12 protein-coding genes are annotated in these 17,834 nt (G+C 64.0%); 7 read left to right on the top strand and 5 right to left on the bottom strand.

All coding sequences use genetic code 11. The annotated features are described in order from the left end of the window. Window positions 1-103: 103 nt before the first annotated feature. From AC1DE1_RS00685 to AC1DE1_RS00675, 3 genes are all read right to left on the bottom strand, one after another. Complete coding sequence (locus tag AC1DE1_RS00685; protein WP_441611445.1) at window positions 104-2,881, bottom strand: TonB-dependent receptor; 2,778 nt, start codon at window positions 2,879-2,881, stop codon at window positions 104-106. A gap of 110 nt (window positions 2,882-2,991) precedes the next feature. After that, window positions 2,992-4,176, bottom strand: coding sequence for a glycoside hydrolase 5 family protein (locus AC1DE1_RS00680; protein ID WP_441602823.1), 1,185 nt, complete (start codon window positions 4,174-4,176; stop codon window positions 2,992-2,994). A 126-nt stretch (window positions 4,177-4,302) separates the two neighbouring features. Further along, a complete protein-coding gene (locus tag AC1DE1_RS00675) occupies window positions 4,303-5,433 on the bottom strand; it encodes an aldose epimerase family protein (RefSeq protein WP_441602822.1) in 1,131 nt (376 codons plus the stop codon). Between the two features lie 425 nt (window positions 5,434-5,858). Between AC1DE1_RS00675 and AC1DE1_RS00670 the strand changes: the two genes are divergently transcribed. The 7 genes from AC1DE1_RS00670 to AC1DE1_RS00640 all read left to right on the top strand — a co-directional run bounded on the left by AC1DE1_RS00670 (window position 5,859) and on the right by AC1DE1_RS00640 (window position 12,411). Beyond that, window positions 5,859-6,584 (top strand): FadR/GntR family transcriptional regulator, encoded by a 726-nt coding sequence (locus tag AC1DE1_RS00670; protein ID WP_441602821.1) that lies wholly within the window; start codon window positions 5,859-5,861, stop codon window positions 6,582-6,584. After that, the gene (locus AC1DE1_RS00665) at window positions 6,581-7,501 is read left to right on the top strand and encodes a 2-dehydro-3-deoxygalactonokinase (RefSeq protein WP_441602820.1); all 921 of its coding nucleotides are present in this window, start codon (window positions 6,581-6,583) and stop codon (window positions 7,499-7,501) included. Before AC1DE1_RS00670 ends, AC1DE1_RS00665 begins: the two co-directional genes overlap by 4 nt. A 4-nt stretch (window positions 7,502-7,505) precedes the next feature. Beyond that, entirely contained in the window at window positions 7,506-8,144 is a 639-nt protein-coding gene (locus AC1DE1_RS00660; protein ID WP_441602819.1) for a 2-dehydro-3-deoxy-6-phosphogalactonate aldolase, read from the top strand. Then, window positions 8,141-9,289 carry a galactonate dehydratase gene (gene dgoD / locus AC1DE1_RS00655; protein ID WP_441602818.1) on the top strand — a complete coding sequence of 383 codons (1,149 nt, stop codon included), beginning with the start codon at window positions 8,141-8,143 and terminating at the stop codon, window positions 9,287-9,289. Before AC1DE1_RS00660 ends, dgoD begins: the two co-directional genes overlap by 4 nt. Before the next feature lie 2 nt (window positions 9,290-9,291). Beyond that, complete coding sequence (locus AC1DE1_RS00650) at window positions 9,292-10,053, top strand: SDR family NAD(P)-dependent oxidoreductase (RefSeq protein WP_441602817.1); 762 nt, start codon at window positions 9,292-9,294, stop codon at window positions 10,051-10,053. Then, window positions 10,050-10,955, top strand: a complete 906-nt coding sequence (locus tag AC1DE1_RS00645) for an SMP-30/gluconolactonase/LRE family protein (RefSeq protein WP_441602816.1) — start codon at window positions 10,050-10,052, stop codon at window positions 10,953-10,955. The genes AC1DE1_RS00650 and AC1DE1_RS00645 overlap by 4 nt, the downstream gene beginning before the upstream one ends. A 64-nt stretch (window positions 10,956-11,019) precedes the next feature. Continuing rightward, the gene (locus tag AC1DE1_RS00640; protein ID WP_441602815.1) at window positions 11,020-12,411 is read left to right on the top strand and encodes a sugar porter family MFS transporter; all 1,392 of its coding nucleotides are present in this window, start codon (window positions 11,020-11,022) and stop codon (window positions 12,409-12,411) included. A gap of 62 nt (window positions 12,412-12,473) precedes the next feature. On the opposite strand, the gene hrpB is transcribed toward AC1DE1_RS00640, so the two are convergent. Together hrpB and gspD are read right to left on the bottom strand one after the other, a co-directional pair. Next, window positions 12,474-14,990, bottom strand: a complete 2,517-nt coding sequence (hrpB, locus tag AC1DE1_RS00635; protein WP_441602814.1) for an ATP-dependent helicase HrpB — start codon at window positions 14,988-14,990, stop codon at window positions 12,474-12,476. 400 nt (window positions 14,991-15,390) lie between these two features. Beyond that, window positions 15,391-17,832, bottom strand: a complete 2,442-nt coding sequence (gene gspD, locus AC1DE1_RS00630; RefSeq protein ID WP_441602813.1) for a type II secretion system secretin GspD — start codon at window positions 17,830-17,832, stop codon at window positions 15,391-15,393. Between the last annotated feature and the right edge of the window lie 2 nt (window positions 17,833-17,834).

Genomic DNA, 17,834 nt, shown 5'->3' with positions numbered 1-17,834 from the left:
CGGAATCCCGGTTCACGCCTGCAACGGCGCACGATGAGTGAGCCTCCCAAAAAAGGAGGCGGGAAACGGCATGTCACTACCGTTCCCGCCAAGTGGGAGAGGATTACATCTTGAAGCGCACGCCCAGGCCGTAGGTGCGGTCCTGGTAACGGATGTCACGCGGGCGGGTGTCGCCATCGCCCCAATACTGATGCAGGTTCGCGCCAAGGATATTGGTCGCGTTGAACACTACGGTGAAGTACTTGTTGATGTCGTAACCGAGCGAGAAGTCGACCTGGTTGGCCGGCTTGATCTCGTCGTTCACGCCGGCCACGGTGGGCTGGTTGAAGCCATCGATGAAGCGGCTGCGGTAGTTGTAGGCCAGTCGTGCGGACCAGCCGAACTTTTCATACATCAGCACGGCATTGCCGTTGTTCTTGGACACGTTCTGCAGCGGCGAGGTGACCACCGGCCCGCCGATGAACTGCGGCGAACGCGTGGAACCTTCGATATAGGTGTAGTTGAGCTGCATGCCCAGGCCGTTGAACGGTTCAGGCAGGAAATCGAAGAACTGCTGGTACGCCACTTCCGCGCCATCGAGGTGACCCGAACCCGCACTCTGCGGCGAATTGAGCTGGAACGGCTGGCCACCGATGGTCACATCCGTCACGTAGTTCTGGATGTAGCCGTTGATATCGCGATAGAACACGCTGCCGCTCACGTAGCTGGCCGGACCAAAGTAATACTCCAGCGCCGCGTCGTAGTTGTTGGAGCGAATCGGCTTCAGGTCCGGATTGCCGCTGCTCGCCACTCCGGCGCGATTGATCGTGCCCGGGTTGAGCGACAGCGACGGGTTGAGCTGGCCGAAATCGGGATACGTCAGCGTCTTCGCCGCCACCAGGCGCAACTGCAGGTTGTCCTTGATGTGCAGGTTGAAGCTGAGGTTCGGCAAGTACACCGGCGAGTCGGTCGAATCGGACAGCGGCGAGTACACGTTGGTGGAAGCGTCATACGAGAACGCATCGAGGTTGCGCTTCACGCGTTCGATGCGCATGCCCATCAGGCCATCGAACGGCATGCCCCACAGCTCGTTGCCGTAACCAAACTGGAAGTAGCCCGCATAGGACTTCTCGTCGATGTGATAGAAGCGGCCCGGATTCTCCGCCGCCAGACCGGTCGGCACGCCGTACAGCGTGCGAATCGCATCGGCATTGTTGGTCAGGTAATTGAAGCAGCCACTGAGCCACGGCTGCGGGATCGCATTGGTGGTCGGCTGGCTGCAGAAGTAGCCGCTGGGGAAGCGCGCAATCACCTGGTTGGCCGGATTGGGATTGAGCGAGATATCTCCCGTGCCACCCGGCGGCGGCGTGGATACTTCAATGCTGCCGTTGTACTGCGCCTTGTGATCAGAATAACGCAGGCCGAAATCCACGTACTGGAAGAAGCTGCCGTTGATGTCGTAGTTGCCGTCACCACGCCACGCCGTCTGCTTGCCGCGCTGGTTGTTCCAGGTCTGGAACAAGCCGTTGAGGTAGTAGTTCGACGGATCGTTGGCCGGGTTGCCCGCAAGCTGCCAGTTCTGCGCGCCGTTCCAGACCGTTGTGATCGGCGCCTTCAGGAAGGTGTCGACAATAAAGGTCTGCTCATGGAACGAGGACGAGTTGAACGACAGGTCGGTCGACAGGTTCAGGCGATCGCCATGCCACTTCGCGCCGATCGAGTTCTGGATGTCGTGGCCCCACTCCTGGTGCGCCTGCGTACTGGTGGCCGCATAGGTGTTGCCGGTCCAGCTGCCGCTGGCCGCGTCGCAGATGGTCTGGCCGTAATAGGTGGAACCGGTCAGCTGATTGGCGTAGCAGTTATTGGTGACCTTGATGTTCTGCGGATCGACCGAGCCCACCGGGAAGCTGAAGAAGAACGGCTGGTTGTAGTTATCCGAATCCCAGTCATACAGGCCTTCGACATAGATCTCGGTGCTGTCGTTGGGCTTCCACTGCAGCGCGTAGTTGAATTCCTGACGCGTGCGGTCGCCGATGTTGTAGTCGGCGCCGAAGCCGTTCGGGGCGGAAATGAGATTGCCGCTGGACGTGCGCACGGGTGCGCCGGAACCATCGGTGAGCACCTTCGGGAAGTCGTCCCATACGGCGTTATAGGCGTAATGCTGGCGGTCGTAGCCCACATTCATCAGCGCGCCGAACTCGCCCAGGTCGGTCTTCCAGCGATCGCTGAGCAACACGCTGCCCGAGGGATCGGTGTGGTCGCCGTACTTGCTGTGCGTCTCGTTGACCGTCGCGGCCACCTTGCTGCCGTCGAAATCGAACGGGCGGAACAGCTGCATGTCGACCATGCCGGCGATGCCGCCGTCGGGCAGGCTGGCCTCGCTGGTCTTGTACACCTGCACGGTCTTCACCGCCGTCGCCGGCAGGTTCTGGAACGCGAATGCGCGACCGACACCGCTGAAGATTTCGCGGCCATTGAGCGTCGTGATCACGTTGGGCAGGCCACGGATCACCACCGAGCTGGTCTCGCCCTGGAAGCCCTGCGCCACCTGCACGCCGGTGATGCGCTGCAGTGCGTCGGCGACGCTGTTGTCCGGCAGCTTGCCGATGTCTTCGGCCACGATCGAGTCGGTGATCATGCGCGAATCCTGCTTGAGCGTCTGTGCGCTCTGCAGGCTCTCGCGCAAGGGCGTCACCACCACGCCCGACAGATTCACCGCGTCTTTCTGCTGTGCGTCGGAGGCGGTGGCGGGCTTCTTCGGTGCATTCGCCGGTGGATTGGTGGTGTCCGTCGACTGTTGCGGATCGGCCGGCGCGGCCGGTGCATCGGCAGCGTGCGCGACGCTGAACGATGCGGCGATGGCGGCTGCCAACAAGGTTCTCTGGATATGTGTGCGTATCATGGAAAGCCTCCCCTCAGAGGTCATGGCCCGCCAGCTCAGCCGGCGGCATCGTTATTCAGGACGCCGTCGTTCTCCGCGACGGCGCTAGAAGTTGAAAAGACGGCGCCGCCTCAGCGGACGGCACCCGCCGCTTGCATCGGAAACGTCACTGCATCCGCCGGCACCGTGCCGCGCGGCGCGTGCGACAGCGAACGAAGGATGTCGATCTCGCGCTGGCGATAAGGCTTGCCATCGGCATAGAACAGGTCGTGGAACCACAAGGTGGGCGGCGCCATCGTGTACGGGCGCTGCCACGAATCCCACGGCATATTGGTCTGCGACTTGCCGAGCACGAAGCCCCAGTTGACCATGCCCACGTCGGCCTTCTTGGCGATGGGCAACACGCCGTCGATGGTGGATCCGTTGCCGCGCGCCATGTATTCGGTACAGATCAACGGACGTCCATACGTCTGCAACTGCTTCACGCGACCCGCAAAGGTTTCCGGCCAGCTGTAGTCGTGGAAGCTGATCACGTCGGACTGCTCGAGCTGGGTGCGCTCCACCGCATTGAGCTTGGCCGGATCGGTCCAGTCGTCGTCGTGCCAAAGACCACTGGTGAGCGGCTGCACTGGCGCGGTGCTGCGCGCCCAGGCGAATACCTGCGGCAACAGCGCGGCTACGTGGTTGATCTTGTCGGCCGGCTCCTTGGCGTCGTAGTTGCCGCCACCCGGATTGTCCGGTTCGTTCCACACGTCCCACGCCAGGATGCGCTTGTCTTTGGCGAAGCTGCCCACGATGTCCTTCACGTACTGCTCCAGGCGCGGGACCTGGCTGGGATCAGTCATCGCCACGCCCGGGCTCTGCACCCAGCCGGAGTTGTGCACGCCGGGGATCGGCGGGTGCTGCGGGCCGAGCTTGGGCTCCGGATCCCAGCAGGAATCGAACAGCACGAAGATCGGCTTGATGCCGTGCTTGTCGGCGATGGTGAGGAAGGTATCGATGCGCTTCTTGAAGCCCGCCGCATCCTGCTGCCACAGCAGGTCGTGCAGGAACACGCGCATGGTGGTCATGCCGGCCTGCTGCGCCCAGCCGAACTCCTGGTCGATACGCGCGGGATCAAACGTGTCGGCCTGCCACATCTCCAGCTGATTGATGGCGTCGGACGGCAGATAGTTGCTGCCCAGCGGCCACTGCTGCCTGGCGTACCAGGTCTTGGCCTCGGCAGGCGTCCAGCGTTGCGACGCGTCGCGCGCATGGGACGGCGCGGCGATCGTTGCCGCCAGACCCAAGGCCACTGCCAAAAATGCGTACTTCATCAGCTCTCCCTCGATGCCGTCGCGCTTCATGCAGCGACGTAGTAGTTGCGCATGGACGCCTTGTTCGAAGACAAAGCGACCCTACGAGCGCCCTCGCGGGCGCCCTTGTTTCGAATGTTCGATAGGTCAGTGCGCTCCGCGCGCCGACTCGGTGGTGAACTCGTACACGATCAGGTTGCGGTACTCATGGCCCGGCTCCAGCCGTGCCGATCCGAACGACGCCTGATTGGGCGTATCCGGATAAAGCTGCGGTTCCAATACAAACGCGTCGCCCTGGCGATACACATGACCACCCGTGCCCACGGTGGTGCCATCCAGGAAATTGCCCGAGTAGAACTGCAGGCCTGGCTTGCTCGACTTCAACGTCAGCACGCGACCGGATGCCGGATCTTCCACGCGCGCAACCATGCGCAACGCAGGTGCTTCGTCCTTGCTGATCACCCAGTTGTGGTCATAGCCATGACCATTGAGCAACTGCGTGTCGTTGGTACGGATGTCGCGGCCAATGGGCTTGGCCTGGCGGAAATCGAACGGCGTGCCGGCGACGTTGCGGATCTCGCCGGTCGGAATGGAACCAGCATCGACCGGCAGGTAAGCGTCGCCGGCGATGGTGAGGCGATGGTCCATCACGCTGCCCGAGCCTTCGCCGGAAAGATTCCAATAGGCGTGGTTGCTCAGATTGACGATGGTCGTCTTGTCGGTGCTGGCGCGGTAATCGATGGAGAGACGGTTCTGCTCGTCGAGCGTGTAAGTCACCATGGCGGTGAGCTTGCCGGGATATCCCATGTCGCCATCGGGACTCTCATAGCTCAGCGTCACACTGGCCTTGCCGGCATCGTGCTTCACCTCGCCCACGGTCCACAGCACCTTGTCGAAACCCTTGCTGCCACCGTGCAGGGAATTGACGCCGTTGTTCACCGGCACGCTATAGGCGTGGCCGTCGAGGGTGAACTTGCCCTTGGCGATGCGATTGGCGTAGCGGCCGACGGTGGCGCCGAAATATTGGGGATTGCTCAGGTAATCAGCGAGCGACGAATAACCCAGCGCGATGTTCGCGCTCTTGCCGTTGCGATCGGGCGTGGCCAGCGACTGGATGCTCGCACCCAGCGCGATGATGCGCGCCTGCATGCCATGGCCGTTGCTCAGCACCACCGCATCCACCTTGCTGCCATCGGGCATGCTGCCGAAGGTCTCGCGCCTGGCGTCAGCCGCATGCGCGGCCATCGACAAAGTCGCCAGGCCAAGAATCGAAGCCATCAAACCTGCGCGCTGCATGTCCCTGGTGTCCCCTTCGCCGTATCACGATGGAGCGCATGCAATCACATTGTATGATTATCGTGCAAGTGTTCATCGGCACCGAATTTTTTCTTGGTGCGATGCGACATTGCGTGAAGTGGCATGCTCGAAAAAACCAAAAGCGGCGCTTTCATGCGATGTTCGGAGGCGAACACGGCGACGCTGGGGACGTCATGCGGATGAGAACTTTCTGCATTGCGTCATCGCATGTTCCTGCCAGCGCACACCCGGCCGGGACCAACGCACCAAAAAATCGCTGCGGACACCTTGGCATCAGCGGGCCAAGTTGCTTATAGTCCGTTTGTATGACAATCGAATCGGGCGCATCTAATATGCCTGCACGCGCACGGATCACCCTTCGTCAGGGCCAGGGGTAAGAGGATTTCATGAAGAAGCCGATCGCAGTTCGCAGCCTGTACGGGCATGTCATGCACGAGATCGGGCTGCGCATCGTCAGCGGCAAGGTGAAGCCCGGCGAGATCCTGCCGCGCGAGGAAACCCTCGCCGAAAGCCTGCAGGTCAGTCGTACCGCCTTGCGCGAGGCCCTGAAGGTGCTGTCGGCAAAAGGCTTGATCGAATCACGCACCGGCGTTGGCGCCCGCGTGCTCGAGGAGCGCTACTGGAATCAGCTGGACGCCGACGTGCTGGCCTGGCGTTGTGCCTCCATGCCCACCGACGACTTCGTGGACAAGCTGGTGGAAATGCGCGAGATCATCGAGCCGGCCGCCGCGGCTGCCGCTGCGCGTCGACGTACGACGACACAGCTGGCGCATATCGAAGAGGCGTACAACGCCATGGACGCCGCACAGACGCTGGACGAGTGGTCCACCGCCGACCTGATGTTCCATGACGCGGTGTTGCACGCCACCGGCAATGAGTTGATGCAGTCGCTGTTCTCGGTGATCGAAACGGCGCTGGGCACCTTCTTCACCTTGTCCGCACGCAGCGCCAGCGATTTCAAGTATTCGCTGCCCTATCACCAGAAGGTGCTCGAGGCGATCAAGCGCAAGCAGCCGGAAGTGGCGCGCAAGACCATGCTGGCGATGATTGCCGACTCGCAGACCAACCTGCATCGCAGCCGCGGCAAGGCGCGCAAGAAGGCCAGCGCGTGAACACCGCGCTTATCGGCCTGGACTGGGGTAGCACGCAGCTGCGTGCCTATCTCTATGACGGTCAGGGCCAGGTGCTGGAGAAGCGCACGTTCTCGCACGGCATCCGCCATCTTCCCGAGGGCGGCTTTCCGGCCGCCTTTGCGCAGGCCGTCGAACACTGGCCCGAGCTGCCGGTGCTGGCCTGCGGCATGGTGGGCAGTCGCAACGGCTGGCTGGAAGTGCCTTATCTCGATACGCCCACCAGCGTCGATCGGCTCGCCGGTGCGCTGAGCACGTTAGCTGCCGATGGCCGCACGCTTCATCTCGTGCCGGGCCTGCGCGATCCCGCGCGTCCCGATGTGATGCGTGGCGAGGAGACCCAGGTCGTCGGCGTCGTTGCGCAATCGCCGGATGTCGCCGGCCATGGCTGCCTGTTGCTGCCCGGCACGCACAGCAAGTGGGTGTCGCTGCGCGATGGCATGGTGACTGGCTTTGCCACCGTGATGACCGGCGAGCTGTTCGGCCTGCTGACCCAGCATTCGATACTTGGCGCGCAACTGCCGCCCGCCATCGATGACGACAACGCGTTTCGTCGCGGCGTCTCGATGGCGCGCGACAGCGGCGCGGCCGGCGCGCTCTCGTGCGTGTTTTCGGCGCGCACCCTCATGCTCGACGGCGTGCTTGCCCCCAGTTCGGTGACCGACTACCTGTCCGGCCTGCTGATAGGCGACGAAATGCGCATCGCTATCGCCGCCGGCTGGGCCGATCCATCGTCCAGCGTGCACATGGTGGGCGAAGGTGCGCTATGCGATCGCTACCTCAAGGCAGCGGCGATGTTTGGGCTCACCGTCCACAAGGCGCCCGATGCCACCACCTCGCACGGCCTTTGGCGCATCGCCGAAGCCGCCGGCCTGATCCCCACGCAAGCAACGGCATAAACGCATGAAGTCATGGCTTGATCCACTCCCCCTCGTCGCCATCCTGCGCGGCCTGACGCCCGACGAATCGGTGGAGATCGGCCGCGTGCTGGTCGACGCCGGTTTTCGCATGCTCGAAGTGCCGCTCAATTCGCCGCGGGCGTTCGACAGTATCCGTCGCATGGTCGACGCACTGGGCGATGGCTATCTGATCGGTGCAGGCACCGTGCTCGACCCTGCCGACGTCAAGAACGTGGCTGATGCTGGCGGCCGCCTCATTGTGATGCCGCATGCCGACGTCAACGTGATTCGCGCGGCCAAGCAGGCAGGCCTCTATTGCGTACCGGGTGTCGCCACACCAACGGAGGCGTTCGCCGCGCTTGCCGCCGGTGCCGATGCGCTCAAGCTGTTCCCTGCCGAACAAGCCAGCCCCGCCGTGCTCAAGGCATGGCGCGCGGTGCTGCCCAAGGATCTCGCGGTGCTGCCGGTCGGCGGCATCGCGCCCGACAACATGGGACCGTGGCTGGCCGCCGGCGCCGGCGGCTTCGGCATCGGTTCCTCTCTCTACGCTCCCGGCCGTCCGGCCAGCGATGTCGCGGCGCGCGCACGCGCGTTCGCCGACGCCTGGCGCAGCCACTCTGATGCACAAGGATCGCATGCATGAAGATCACCCGCCTCACCACCTTCCTGGTTCCCCCGCGCTGGCTGTTCCTGCGCATCGAGACCGATGCGGGCATCGTCGGCTGGGGTGAGCCCATCGTCGAAGGGCGTGCACACACTGTCGCTGCGGCCGTGGATGAGTTGTCCGACTACCTGATCGGCAAGGACCCGCGTCATATCGAAGACCTGTGGAATGTGATGTATCGCGGCGGCTTCTACCGCGGTGGCCCGGTGCTGATGAGCGCCATCGCCGGCATCGACCAGGCGCTGTGGGACATCAAGGGCAAGGATCTGAACCAGCCCGTGCATCAGCTGCTGGGCGGCCCGGTGCGCGATCGCATTCGCGTGTACTCGTGGATCGGCGGCGACCGCCCGGCCGACACGGCGCGTGCCGCGAAGGAAGCCGTGGCGCGTGGCTTCACCGCGGTGAAGATGAATGCCACCGAAGAACTGCAATACGTCGACACCTACGACAAGGTCGAGCTGGTGATCGAGAACGTGCAGGCGATCCGCGACGCGGTGGGCCCGCATATTGGCATCGGCCTGGATTTCCATGGCCGCGTGCACAAACCGATGGCCAAGGTGCTGATGCGTGAACTCGCCCCGTTCAAGCTGATGTTCATCGAGGAGCCGGTGCTGTCCGATCACCTCGAAGCGCTGCCGGAACTGGCCGCGATTTCGCCGGCGCCGATCGCGCTGGGCGAGCGCCTGTACACGCGCTACGACTTCAAGCGCGTGCTGCAGATGGGCGGCGTGGACATCATCCAGCCCGATCCCTCGCACTCGGGCGGCATCACCGAAACGCGCAAGATCGCCGCCATGGCCGAAGCGTATGACGTGGCACTGGCGCTGCACTGCCCGCTCGGCCCGATCGCGCTTGCTGCGAATCTTCAGCTCGATGCGGTGTGCCACAACGCCTTCATCCAGGAACAGAGCCTGGGCATCCACTACAACGCCGGCAACGATCTGCTCGACTATGTGAAGGATCGCAGCGTGTTTGCCTACGAGGATGGTTTCGTCGCCATTCCGAATGGACCCGGCCTGGGCATCGAGGTCAACGAAGCCTACGTGGCCGAGCGCGCCGCCGTGGGTCACCGCTGGCGCAATCCGATCTGGCGCCATGCCGACGGCAGCGTGGCGGAGTGGTAAGCATGGCGTACGCGAGCTATCCCAGCCTGATCGACCGCCACGTGTTCATCTCGGGCGGCGCCACCGGCATCGGCGCGGCCTTCGTGGAGCATTTCGCGAAACAGGGCGCGCGGGTGTCGTTCATCGATATCGATCAGGCCAATGGCGAGCAACTTGTGGAAGGTCTCGCCGCCAGCGCACATCGCCCTTTGTTCGTACGTTGCGACGTCACCCAGCTCGACGCGCTGGAAGCCGCCATCGCGACGGCGCGTGAAGTGCACGGCCCCATCGGCGTGCTGGTGAACAATGCGGCCAACGACGTACGCCACGAATTCGGCAGCACGACGGCAGCCGAGTTCGAGCAGAACATGGCGATCAATCTTCGCCATCAATATTTCGCCACGCAGGCCGTGCGCGACGACATGCGTTCGCTGGGCGGCGGGTCGGTGATCTGCCTGGGTTCCACCGGCTGGATGAAGAAGAACGCCGGCTATCCGATGTATGCGATGGCGAAATCCGCGGTACACGGCCTGGTCAATGGCCTCGCTCGGGAGCTGGGCCGCGACCGCATCCGCATCAATGTGCTGGTGCCCGGCTGGGTGATCACCGAGAAGCAGCGTCGCCTGTGGCTTGATGCCGAAGGCGAAGCGGAGATTGCCCGCGTGCAGTGCCTGCCCGGCTATCTGATGGCCGACGATCTGGCACGTGCGGCGCTTTTCCTCGCCGCCGACGACAGCCGCATGTGCACCGGCCAGGACTTCATCGTCGACGGTGGCTGGGTATGAACATCCGCGCCGCTGTCGCCATGCAGGTGCACAACACGCTGGGCGAAGGCGTCACCTGGTGCGATCGCGGCCAGGTGCTGTACTGGACCGATATCCACGCCAGTACGCTGTGGCGCTACCGCCCGCACGACGGTGCACTTCACCAGTGGAGCATGCCCGAGCGCCTCGGCAGTTTTGCGCTGTGCGAAGCGGACGGCTGGCTGCTGCTGGGGTTGGCATCGCGTCTGGCGTTCTTTCATCCATCCACACACACGTTCGTTGGCATCACCGACGTGGAAGCCGAACTGCCCACCCGACTCAACGACGGTGGCTGCGATCGCCAGGGCCGCTTTGTGTTCGGCACATTGCATGAGCCCGCAAGTGGGCCAAAGAAACCGGTGGGTGGTTTCTATCGTCTCAATCATGACTTGTCGCTGGAGCGCCTGCCCTTGCCGGGCGTGGCGATCAGCAACAGCATCGCGTTCAGTGCGGATGGCGGCACGATGTATTTCTGCGATTCGCCCACGCGCACCATCCAGTGCTGCGATTACGGCGATCAGGTATCCAACGTGCGCCACTTCGTGACGCTGGACGATGCACGCGGCGAACCCGATGGTTCAGCCATCGATCGCGACGGCGGCCTGTGGAACGCCCAATGGGGATTGGGCCGCGTGGTGCGCTACACGCCGGCGGGCCAGCTCGACCGCATCATCGACGTGCCTGCATCGCAGCCCACCAAACCGGCCTTCGCCGGCACGGATTTTTCGACGCTGTACATCACCAGTGCGCGCGACGGTCTCGACGAGGCCGCGCTCGCTGCTCAACCCTATGCCGGCGCGTTGTTCGTCGCCGATGCAGGTTTTCGTGGCTTGCCCGAACCGCGTTTCGCCGGGCCGCCGCCACACGTCATCGCTGCCGCCTAGGGACCGCGGCTCAAGCACACCAGCCCATTAGAGGCACCACTATCGCCAGCGGGGGAGTTTTTCCATGAATGCCCAAGTCATCTCGCCAGCCTCGGCGCAAGCCAAGGTCACCATCATCTTCACCTGTGTGCTCGCCGCGTTGGCGGGCCTCATGTTCGGCCTGGACATCGGCGTGATTTCCGGTGCCACGCAATTCATCCAGGCCGAATACAAAGTCAGCGACCACATGATCGAATGGATCGTGAGCTCGATGATGTTCGGCGCAGCCGTCGGTGCGGTAGGCGCCGGCTGGTTGTCGGCCACGCTGGGCCGCAAGCGCTCGCTGATCCTCGGTGCCGTGTTGTTTATCCTCGGTTCGCTGCTGTCGGGCGGCGCGTGGTCGCCGGAAACGCTGATCGCCGCGCGCGTGGTGCTCGGCCTGGCGATTGGCCTGGCGACGTTCACTGCACCGCTTTATCTGGCCGAAGTGGCGCCGGAGCGCATCCGCGGCGCGATGATTTCCACCTATCAGCTGATGATCACCATCGGCATCCTGGTGGCGTTTCTCTCGGACACCGCATTGAGCTACAACGGCGCCTGGCGCTGGATGCTCGGCATCATCGCGATTCCCGGCGTGCTGTTCCTGCTCGGCGTGATGTTCCTGCCGGATAGTCCGCGCTGGCTGATGATGCGCGGTCGCCGCGACGAGGCGATCGAAGTGCTGCAGCGCCTGCGCGGCGACAGCGTCGTGGTGGCGCGCGAGGCCGCTGATATCGAAGAGCAGCTCAAGACCCCGCAACGCGGCTGGCATCTGTTCAAGGACAACCGCAACTTCCGTCGCTCGGTGTGGCTGGGCGTGCTGCTGCAGCTGATGCAGCAGTTCACCGGCATGAACGTGGTGATGTATTACGCGCCGCGCATCTTCAAGGAAATGGGCTACGACACCTCGGCGCAGATGTGGTTTACCGCGCTGGTCGGCCTCACCAATGTGCTGGCCACCTTCATCGCCATCGCGCTGATCGACCGCTGGGGCCGCAAGCCCATCCTCTACACCGGCTTTGCCGTGATGGCCGTAGGCCTGGGTGTCGTGGGTACGATGATGAACAACGGCATCCACGACCATGGTGCGCAGATCTTCACGGTGACGATGCTGCTGATCTTCATCGTGGGTTTTGCCATGTCCGCCGGCCCGCTGGTGTGGACGCTGTGCTCGGAGATCCAGCCGCTCAAGGGCCGCGACTTCGGCATCGCCTGCTCCACCTTCACCAACTGGATCTGCAACATGATCGTGGGCTTCACCTTCCTGAGCCTGCTCAACGGCATCGGCAATGCACACACGTTCTGGTTGTATGCCGCGCTCAACGCGGTATTCATCCTGGTGACGTTCTGGCTGGTGCCGGAGACCAAGGGCGTGACGCTGGAGCAGATCGAGCGCAACCTGATGAGCGGCAAGCGGCTGCGCGAGATCGGCCGCTGATCTTTAGTTGAAAGCTGCGTCTGACCAAGGCTGCCGCACCGAAAGGTCGGCAGCCTTTTTTATCAGGTGCCGCGCGGCTTGGCCCGATGCGTCGGCGCGGCCGTCCACGGATCATCCGGCCAGGGATGACGCGGGTAGCGTCCCTTCAATTCCTTCTTCACCTCAGGGTAGGTGCGCTCCCAGAAGCCCTTGAGATCCTGCGTGACCTGGATCGGGCGACCCGCGGGCGAGAGCAGGTGCAACGTGACGGGAATGCGTCCGTTCGCCACGCGCGGCGTGTCAGCCAGTCCGAACAATTCCTGCAGCTTCACTGCCAGCACCGGCGCTTCGCCTTCGGCGTATTCGAGGCGACGCGTCATGCCGCTGGGCACAGTCAGGCTTTCCGGAACCTGCGCATCAAGCTGGCGGCGTTGCTCGTAATCGAACAAAGAGCCTAGCGCCTGCGAGAGTTCTTCCGCGCTCAAGGCGTCGAGGCGACGCTTGCCGTTGAGATACGGGGCGAGCCAGTCTTCCAAAGTATCCAGCAGCGCCGTATCCGAGATATCGGGCAGACCCAGTTCCGGCACCCATCCACGCAAAGCCTGCATGCGTGCGCGCAAGCGTCTGGCGTTATCGCTCCACGGCAAGGTATCGATGCCTTTCGCCCGCACCGCGGCGAGCAATGCCGGCAGCGCGTCTTCAGGCTTCACCGGCACGCTGCGTCGTTCCAGCACGATGTTGGCGAAGCGGTGTTCGTCGAAGGCTTCCACCGCGTTGCGTTCGTCGTTCCAGCGCAAGGCGCGTTCGCGTTTGAACTGCGCCGGGTAGTCCCGCTCCAGCACGCGGTAATCGATCGGCGCGGCCGCGAGAATCAGGCTGTCCCGCGCCTCGAAGCGCAGGTCCAGCGCCACCAGCCACGGCTCGCCGTGCAGCGCAGTATTCTCGTGCAGGCGCGCACCACGACCATTGGCTAGCGTGTAACGCAGCGGGTTGTTGTCGTCGCGGCGCGCCACGCGATCCGGGAACGCATGCAAGAGCAAATCGCCCACGGCATGGCTGTCCGGCACACCGCTTGCCGCCGAACGCATGTCCAGGCGACGACGCCAACCTTTGCTCGCCAGCTCGATGGCCGCAAGCGCACCGGCGTCCGCACCACCGCGCGCGCCCGCGGTGTGACGATCGCGCCACACATGAAGCGCGCTCACGCGGGCACGGAAGTCATCGCTGCGCGCCTGCTCACCGCGCAGGGGCGAGCGCGCTTCCATCAAGGCAAGCAGATCGGCGACCAGCGCGCGCAATTCAGGCTCGGCGCGCAAGGCCGCCGCACCCAGCCGTGGCGTGGCGCCGAGTTCGAGCATCTGGCGACCGAGCGCGGTGATGCGCCCATCTGCCGTCAACGCAGTCAGCTGCACGAGCAACTCACGCGCCTGCGCCAAGGCACCCGAGGGCGGCGCATCGAGCCAGGGCAGCGTGTTGCCGCTGTTCGCGGTGATGCCCCATGCGGCGAGTTCCAAGGCAAGCCCCGACAACTCGGCTTGCGCCATCTCGGCCGTGCGCGACGGATCCAGTCGTTTGCTTTGCGGCCACAGGCGGTACGCCGTCCCTTCGGCGACGCGACCGGCACGACCGGCACGCTGATCGGCCGAAGCCTGCGAGACATTCACCGTCTCCAACCGCGTGAAGCCGGAGTTGGGATCGAAGCGCGGCTCGCGCGCCAGCCCGCTGTCCACCACCGCACGGATGCCCGGCAGCGTGACACTGGATTCGGCAACATTGGTGGCGAGCACCACACGCCGCGTACCGGGCTCCGCCGGACTCAACGCGGCCTGCTGTTCGGCCATCGACAGTTCGCCATGCAAGGCCACGATGTCGATGTTCTCGTCCAGTGACGATGCCAGCACAGCCTGCGTGCGCGCGATCTCGCGACGGCCGGGCAGAAACGCCAGCACGTCGCCGGGGTTTTCCTCCAGGGCCTGACGCACCACACGCGCCAGCTGATGCTCGGTGGTCTCCTGCGCGCGAGCGGCGGGATATTCGACCCGCACGGGAAAACTGCGACCCGGACTGCTGATCCGCGGCGCATCGAGCCACTGCGCGATGCGCTCGCCATCGAGCGTGGCGGACATCACCACCAGTCGCAGCGCCGGACGCAAGGTGCCCTGTATGTCCAACGCAAACGCGGCACCCAGATCCCCGGCGAGATGCCGCTCATGGAATTCGTCGAACAGGATCGCACCGATGCCGGTGAGCTCGGGATCGTCCTGGATCATCCGCGTGAGGATGCCTTCGGTCACCACTTCAACACGCGTAGCCGCGCTGACCTTCGCCTCGAAGCGAATCCGATACCCCACCGTCTGCCCCACCTCCTCACCCAGCTGCCTGGCCATGAACTGCGCCGCCGCCCGCGCAGCGATGCGGCGCGGTTCGAGCATCAGGATTTTGCCGTCGGCGAGCCAAGGTTGATCGAGCAGCGCCAATGGCACCTGGGTGGTCTTGCCGGCCCCGGGCGGCGCTTCGAGCACGAGGCGCGGATGTGCCGCGAGGGAGCTTGTGATCTCGGGCAGGAGGGGGGTGATGGGAAAGGATGAGACGGTGTTCATCAGGGGATGATAGCGGGGTGCGGATTGGCGTCGCGTGGGTGGCTTTTGCCTGTTCGCGCGTTTGCGATGCATGACGGTGTTGGAATGACACAGTCAAAACCGGGCGCACCCGCTTGTCTGTGGGAGCGCACCCTGTGCGCGACAGCCGCGCATGGGTGTACCGCTCCGTAGGTCTGTCGCGCACAGGGTGCGCTCCCACAAATGGCGGTCTGCAGCCGTTGATCCACGACCCGAAGCCGGTGCCATCCACTGTAGGAGCGCACTTGTGCGCGACCGCAACGCTGCGGCGCTCCGCTCCGTAGGCTGGTCGCGCACAAGTGCGCTCCTACAAGAGGTGTGCCAGGCCTGCAAAACGCCGGGCGGCATTTTCAGGCCGCCCGCAGGAAAGAGAGAAACCCGTTTACGGATGCGCCGTCGTACTCGCCGCCCCCGCGCCAGGACTGGGCGCTGCCGCCCCGCCCGCTGCAGTACCCGTCGCCCGCAACGGCGCCAGCGATTCAAACTTGCGCTGGTATTCGTCCGTCACCTGCTTGGCTTCTTCACTGCTGGTGATCACGCGCGGCGTGATCAGCACGATGAGTTCGGTGCGGTTGCGGTTGTGATTGGTTGTGCCAAACAGCCGACCAATGATTGGCACGCGATTGAGACCGGGGATGCCGGTATCCGTGCTGTTCTCGTTTTGCTGGATCAGGCCGCCGAGCAGAACAGTCTGGCCGCTTTGTACGGCGATTTGCGTACCCACGGCGCGTTGCTGGATGGTGAAGTTGCCTTGCGAGTTGGCTGAGCCGGTCGTGTTGCTCACCTGCTGCTGCACATTCAGATACACCAGCCCGCCGGGATTCACGCGCGGCTGCACGTCAAGAATGACGCCCGTCGGAATATAGCTGACGCTGCTTGCCGTCGATCCGGTGGTGTTGAGGCCGGTCACGATGGACGTCTGATTGATCGGCACCTGATCGCCGACCTGGATGTGTGCGACTTGATTGTTGAGCACGACCAGCGACGGCGCCGACAAGGTTTTGGTGTTGCCATTGGTTTCCAGGGCGCGAATGGCCACCTGGAACTTGCCGTTGGTGCTCAGGAAAGAATAGAAGAGCGGCTCGCCTGCGTATTGGTTGCCACCCGAACCCAGCGATATCTGACGATGCGCGCCTGGCGGAATATTGGTCGCGCCGTTGACGTTGCCGTTGCTGTCATAGCTGGGCGTGCTGCCGGCCAGGCCCTGCAGATACCACTGCACACCAAACTCCAGCTGCCCCGTGAGATCCACCTCGAGGATGCGCATCTCGATCTGCACCTGCAGCGGCACGTTGTCCAGGCGCTTGATGGCTTCTTCGATCTCCTTCCACTGCGACGGGCGCGCACGCACCATCAGCTGGTTGTTGGAGTCGACCGAGCCGATGCGGATGGAACCATCTTCGGAGACGTACTGTTGCCCGGCGCTGTTGTTGCCGCTGGCATTGTTGCTGGAACCAAACGAAGACATGCCGCCGGCGGCACTGCCGCCCGTGTTTCCGAAACCACCGCCCGTGCCCGTTCCCGTCGTACCGAAGCCGCCCGTGGTGCCGGTCGTACCCGTCGTTCCCGTGCCGCCAAAGCCACCGGCGTTACCAAACCCTCCGCCCACGCCATTGACGCTGGGCGAGCTGCCGAAGCTGCCCGCCGTGCTGCCCATGCCGCTGGCATTGCCACTGGCGTTGTCGGTGCCCAACGTGGAACCGGTGAGGCCCGGCCCGACTTTGCCGGCATCGTTGCCGCCGCCATTACCGCGCGTGTAGATCTGCCCGAGGTACTGCGCCAGATCCGACGCCTTGAGGTTGCGCACGTCGTAGACGAACAACTCCGGCTCATTGCCGCCGCCACGATCGATCCGGGTGATCCAGTCACCCACTTCCTGCAGATACTGCGGTTGGCTGCTGATCACCACGATGGCGTTGGTGCGTTCGATCGGCAGGAAGCGCACCATGCCGGCCAGTGGCGTGTCGCCCTTGGGGCCGAACATCTGATCGAGCTGCCCACCGAGTTCGCTCACGTTGGCATGTTGCAGGCTGAACACGCCCACCGACATGCCGCGCAGCCAGTCCACGTCGAAGGTGTGGATGGTGCGCTGGTAGTTGTCCAGCTCCGCCGTGGTGCCCGAGAGCACGATGACGTTGCGCGAGGGATCGGCCAACAGCACCGCGTCGGTGCGCGCGAAGGGTTTGATCAGTTTCTGCATCTCGGTAGCCGAGATGAAGCGCAATGGGAACAAGCGCGCCTGCAGGCCACCTTGCGGTGCCACCGCATTGAGGCTGGGCACGAGGTTGCCGCCCACGGCGTCTTTGGCCGGCATCACCACGTATTGACCGTCGCGCATCACCAACGCGTTGTTGGTCCACGACAGCAGCGTTTCCAGAATCGGAATCGCCTGGCTGCTGTCCACCGGCTCGGAGGTGGAGAAGGACACATTGCCCTGCACGCCCGGCACGATGGTGTAGTTCTGCTTGAGCAGGTCGCCGAGGATGGCCTTCACCACCGCCTGCACCGGCTGGTTCTCGAAGTTGAAGGTCACCGCACCGTCGCCGCTGGCCGCCTTGCGCGGCTGGCTGAGTCCGGTGGCGCGCACAAACTGGCCGCTGCCTTCGCTCAGTTGCGGCTTGGGTGTGACACCCTGATCGGGCGTGGTGTTGCGTGTGTTCAACGGTAACGGTGGGGGCACCGGCTTCTCGGTGCCGGCCATGGCCTCGCGCTGCAACGCGCCGTCGTCGCTCCGGGGCGGCGGCAGCGTCTGACAACCGGCCAGCCACAGGGCCAGGGTGAGCGTACTGATGCGGGTCAACCGCGGCGTGCGCTGGATGGACATGG

It is taken from the genome of Dyella sp. 05T440, from assembly GCF_056395965.1.
This window is presented reverse-complemented; position numbering and strand designations above follow the sequence as displayed.

What these genes read in the sequence shown, in the direction of transcription:
- AC1DE1_RS00685 (WP_441611445.1), bottom strand. Translation starts at nt 2,881, where the DNA reads ATGATACGCACACATATCCAGAGAACCTTGTTGGCAGCCGCCATCGCC.
- AC1DE1_RS00680 (WP_441602823.1), bottom strand. Translation starts at nt 4,176, where the DNA reads ATGAAGTACGCATTTTTGGCAGTGGCCTTGGGTCTGGCGGCAACGATC.
- AC1DE1_RS00675 (WP_441602822.1), bottom strand. Translation starts at nt 5,433, where the DNA reads ATGGCTTCGATTCTTGGCCTGGCGACTTTGTCGATGGCCGCGCATGCG.
- AC1DE1_RS00670 (WP_441602821.1), top strand. Translation starts at nt 5,859, where the DNA reads ATGAAGAAGCCGATCGCAGTTCGCAGCCTGTACGGGCATGTCATGCAC.
- AC1DE1_RS00660 (WP_441602819.1), top strand. Translation starts at nt 7,506, where the DNA reads ATGAAGTCATGGCTTGATCCACTCCCCCTCGTCGCCATCCTGCGCGGC.
- dgoD (WP_441602818.1), top strand. Translation starts at nt 8,141, where the DNA reads ATGAAGATCACCCGCCTCACCACCTTCCTGGTTCCCCCGCGCTGGCTG.
- AC1DE1_RS00650 (WP_441602817.1), top strand. Translation starts at nt 9,292, where the DNA reads ATGGCGTACGCGAGCTATCCCAGCCTGATCGACCGCCACGTGTTCATC.
- AC1DE1_RS00645 (WP_441602816.1), top strand. Translation starts at nt 10,050, where the DNA reads ATGAACATCCGCGCCGCTGTCGCCATGCAGGTGCACAACACGCTGGGC.
- AC1DE1_RS00640 (WP_441602815.1), top strand. Translation starts at nt 11,020, where the DNA reads ATGAATGCCCAAGTCATCTCGCCAGCCTCGGCGCAAGCCAAGGTCACC.
- hrpB (WP_441602814.1), bottom strand. Translation starts at nt 14,990, where the DNA reads ATGAACACCGTCTCATCCTTTCCCATCACCCCCCTCCTGCCCGAGATC.
- gspD (WP_441602813.1), bottom strand. Translation starts at nt 17,832, where the DNA reads ATGTCCATCCAGCGCACGCCGCGGTTGACCCGCATCAGTACGCTCACC.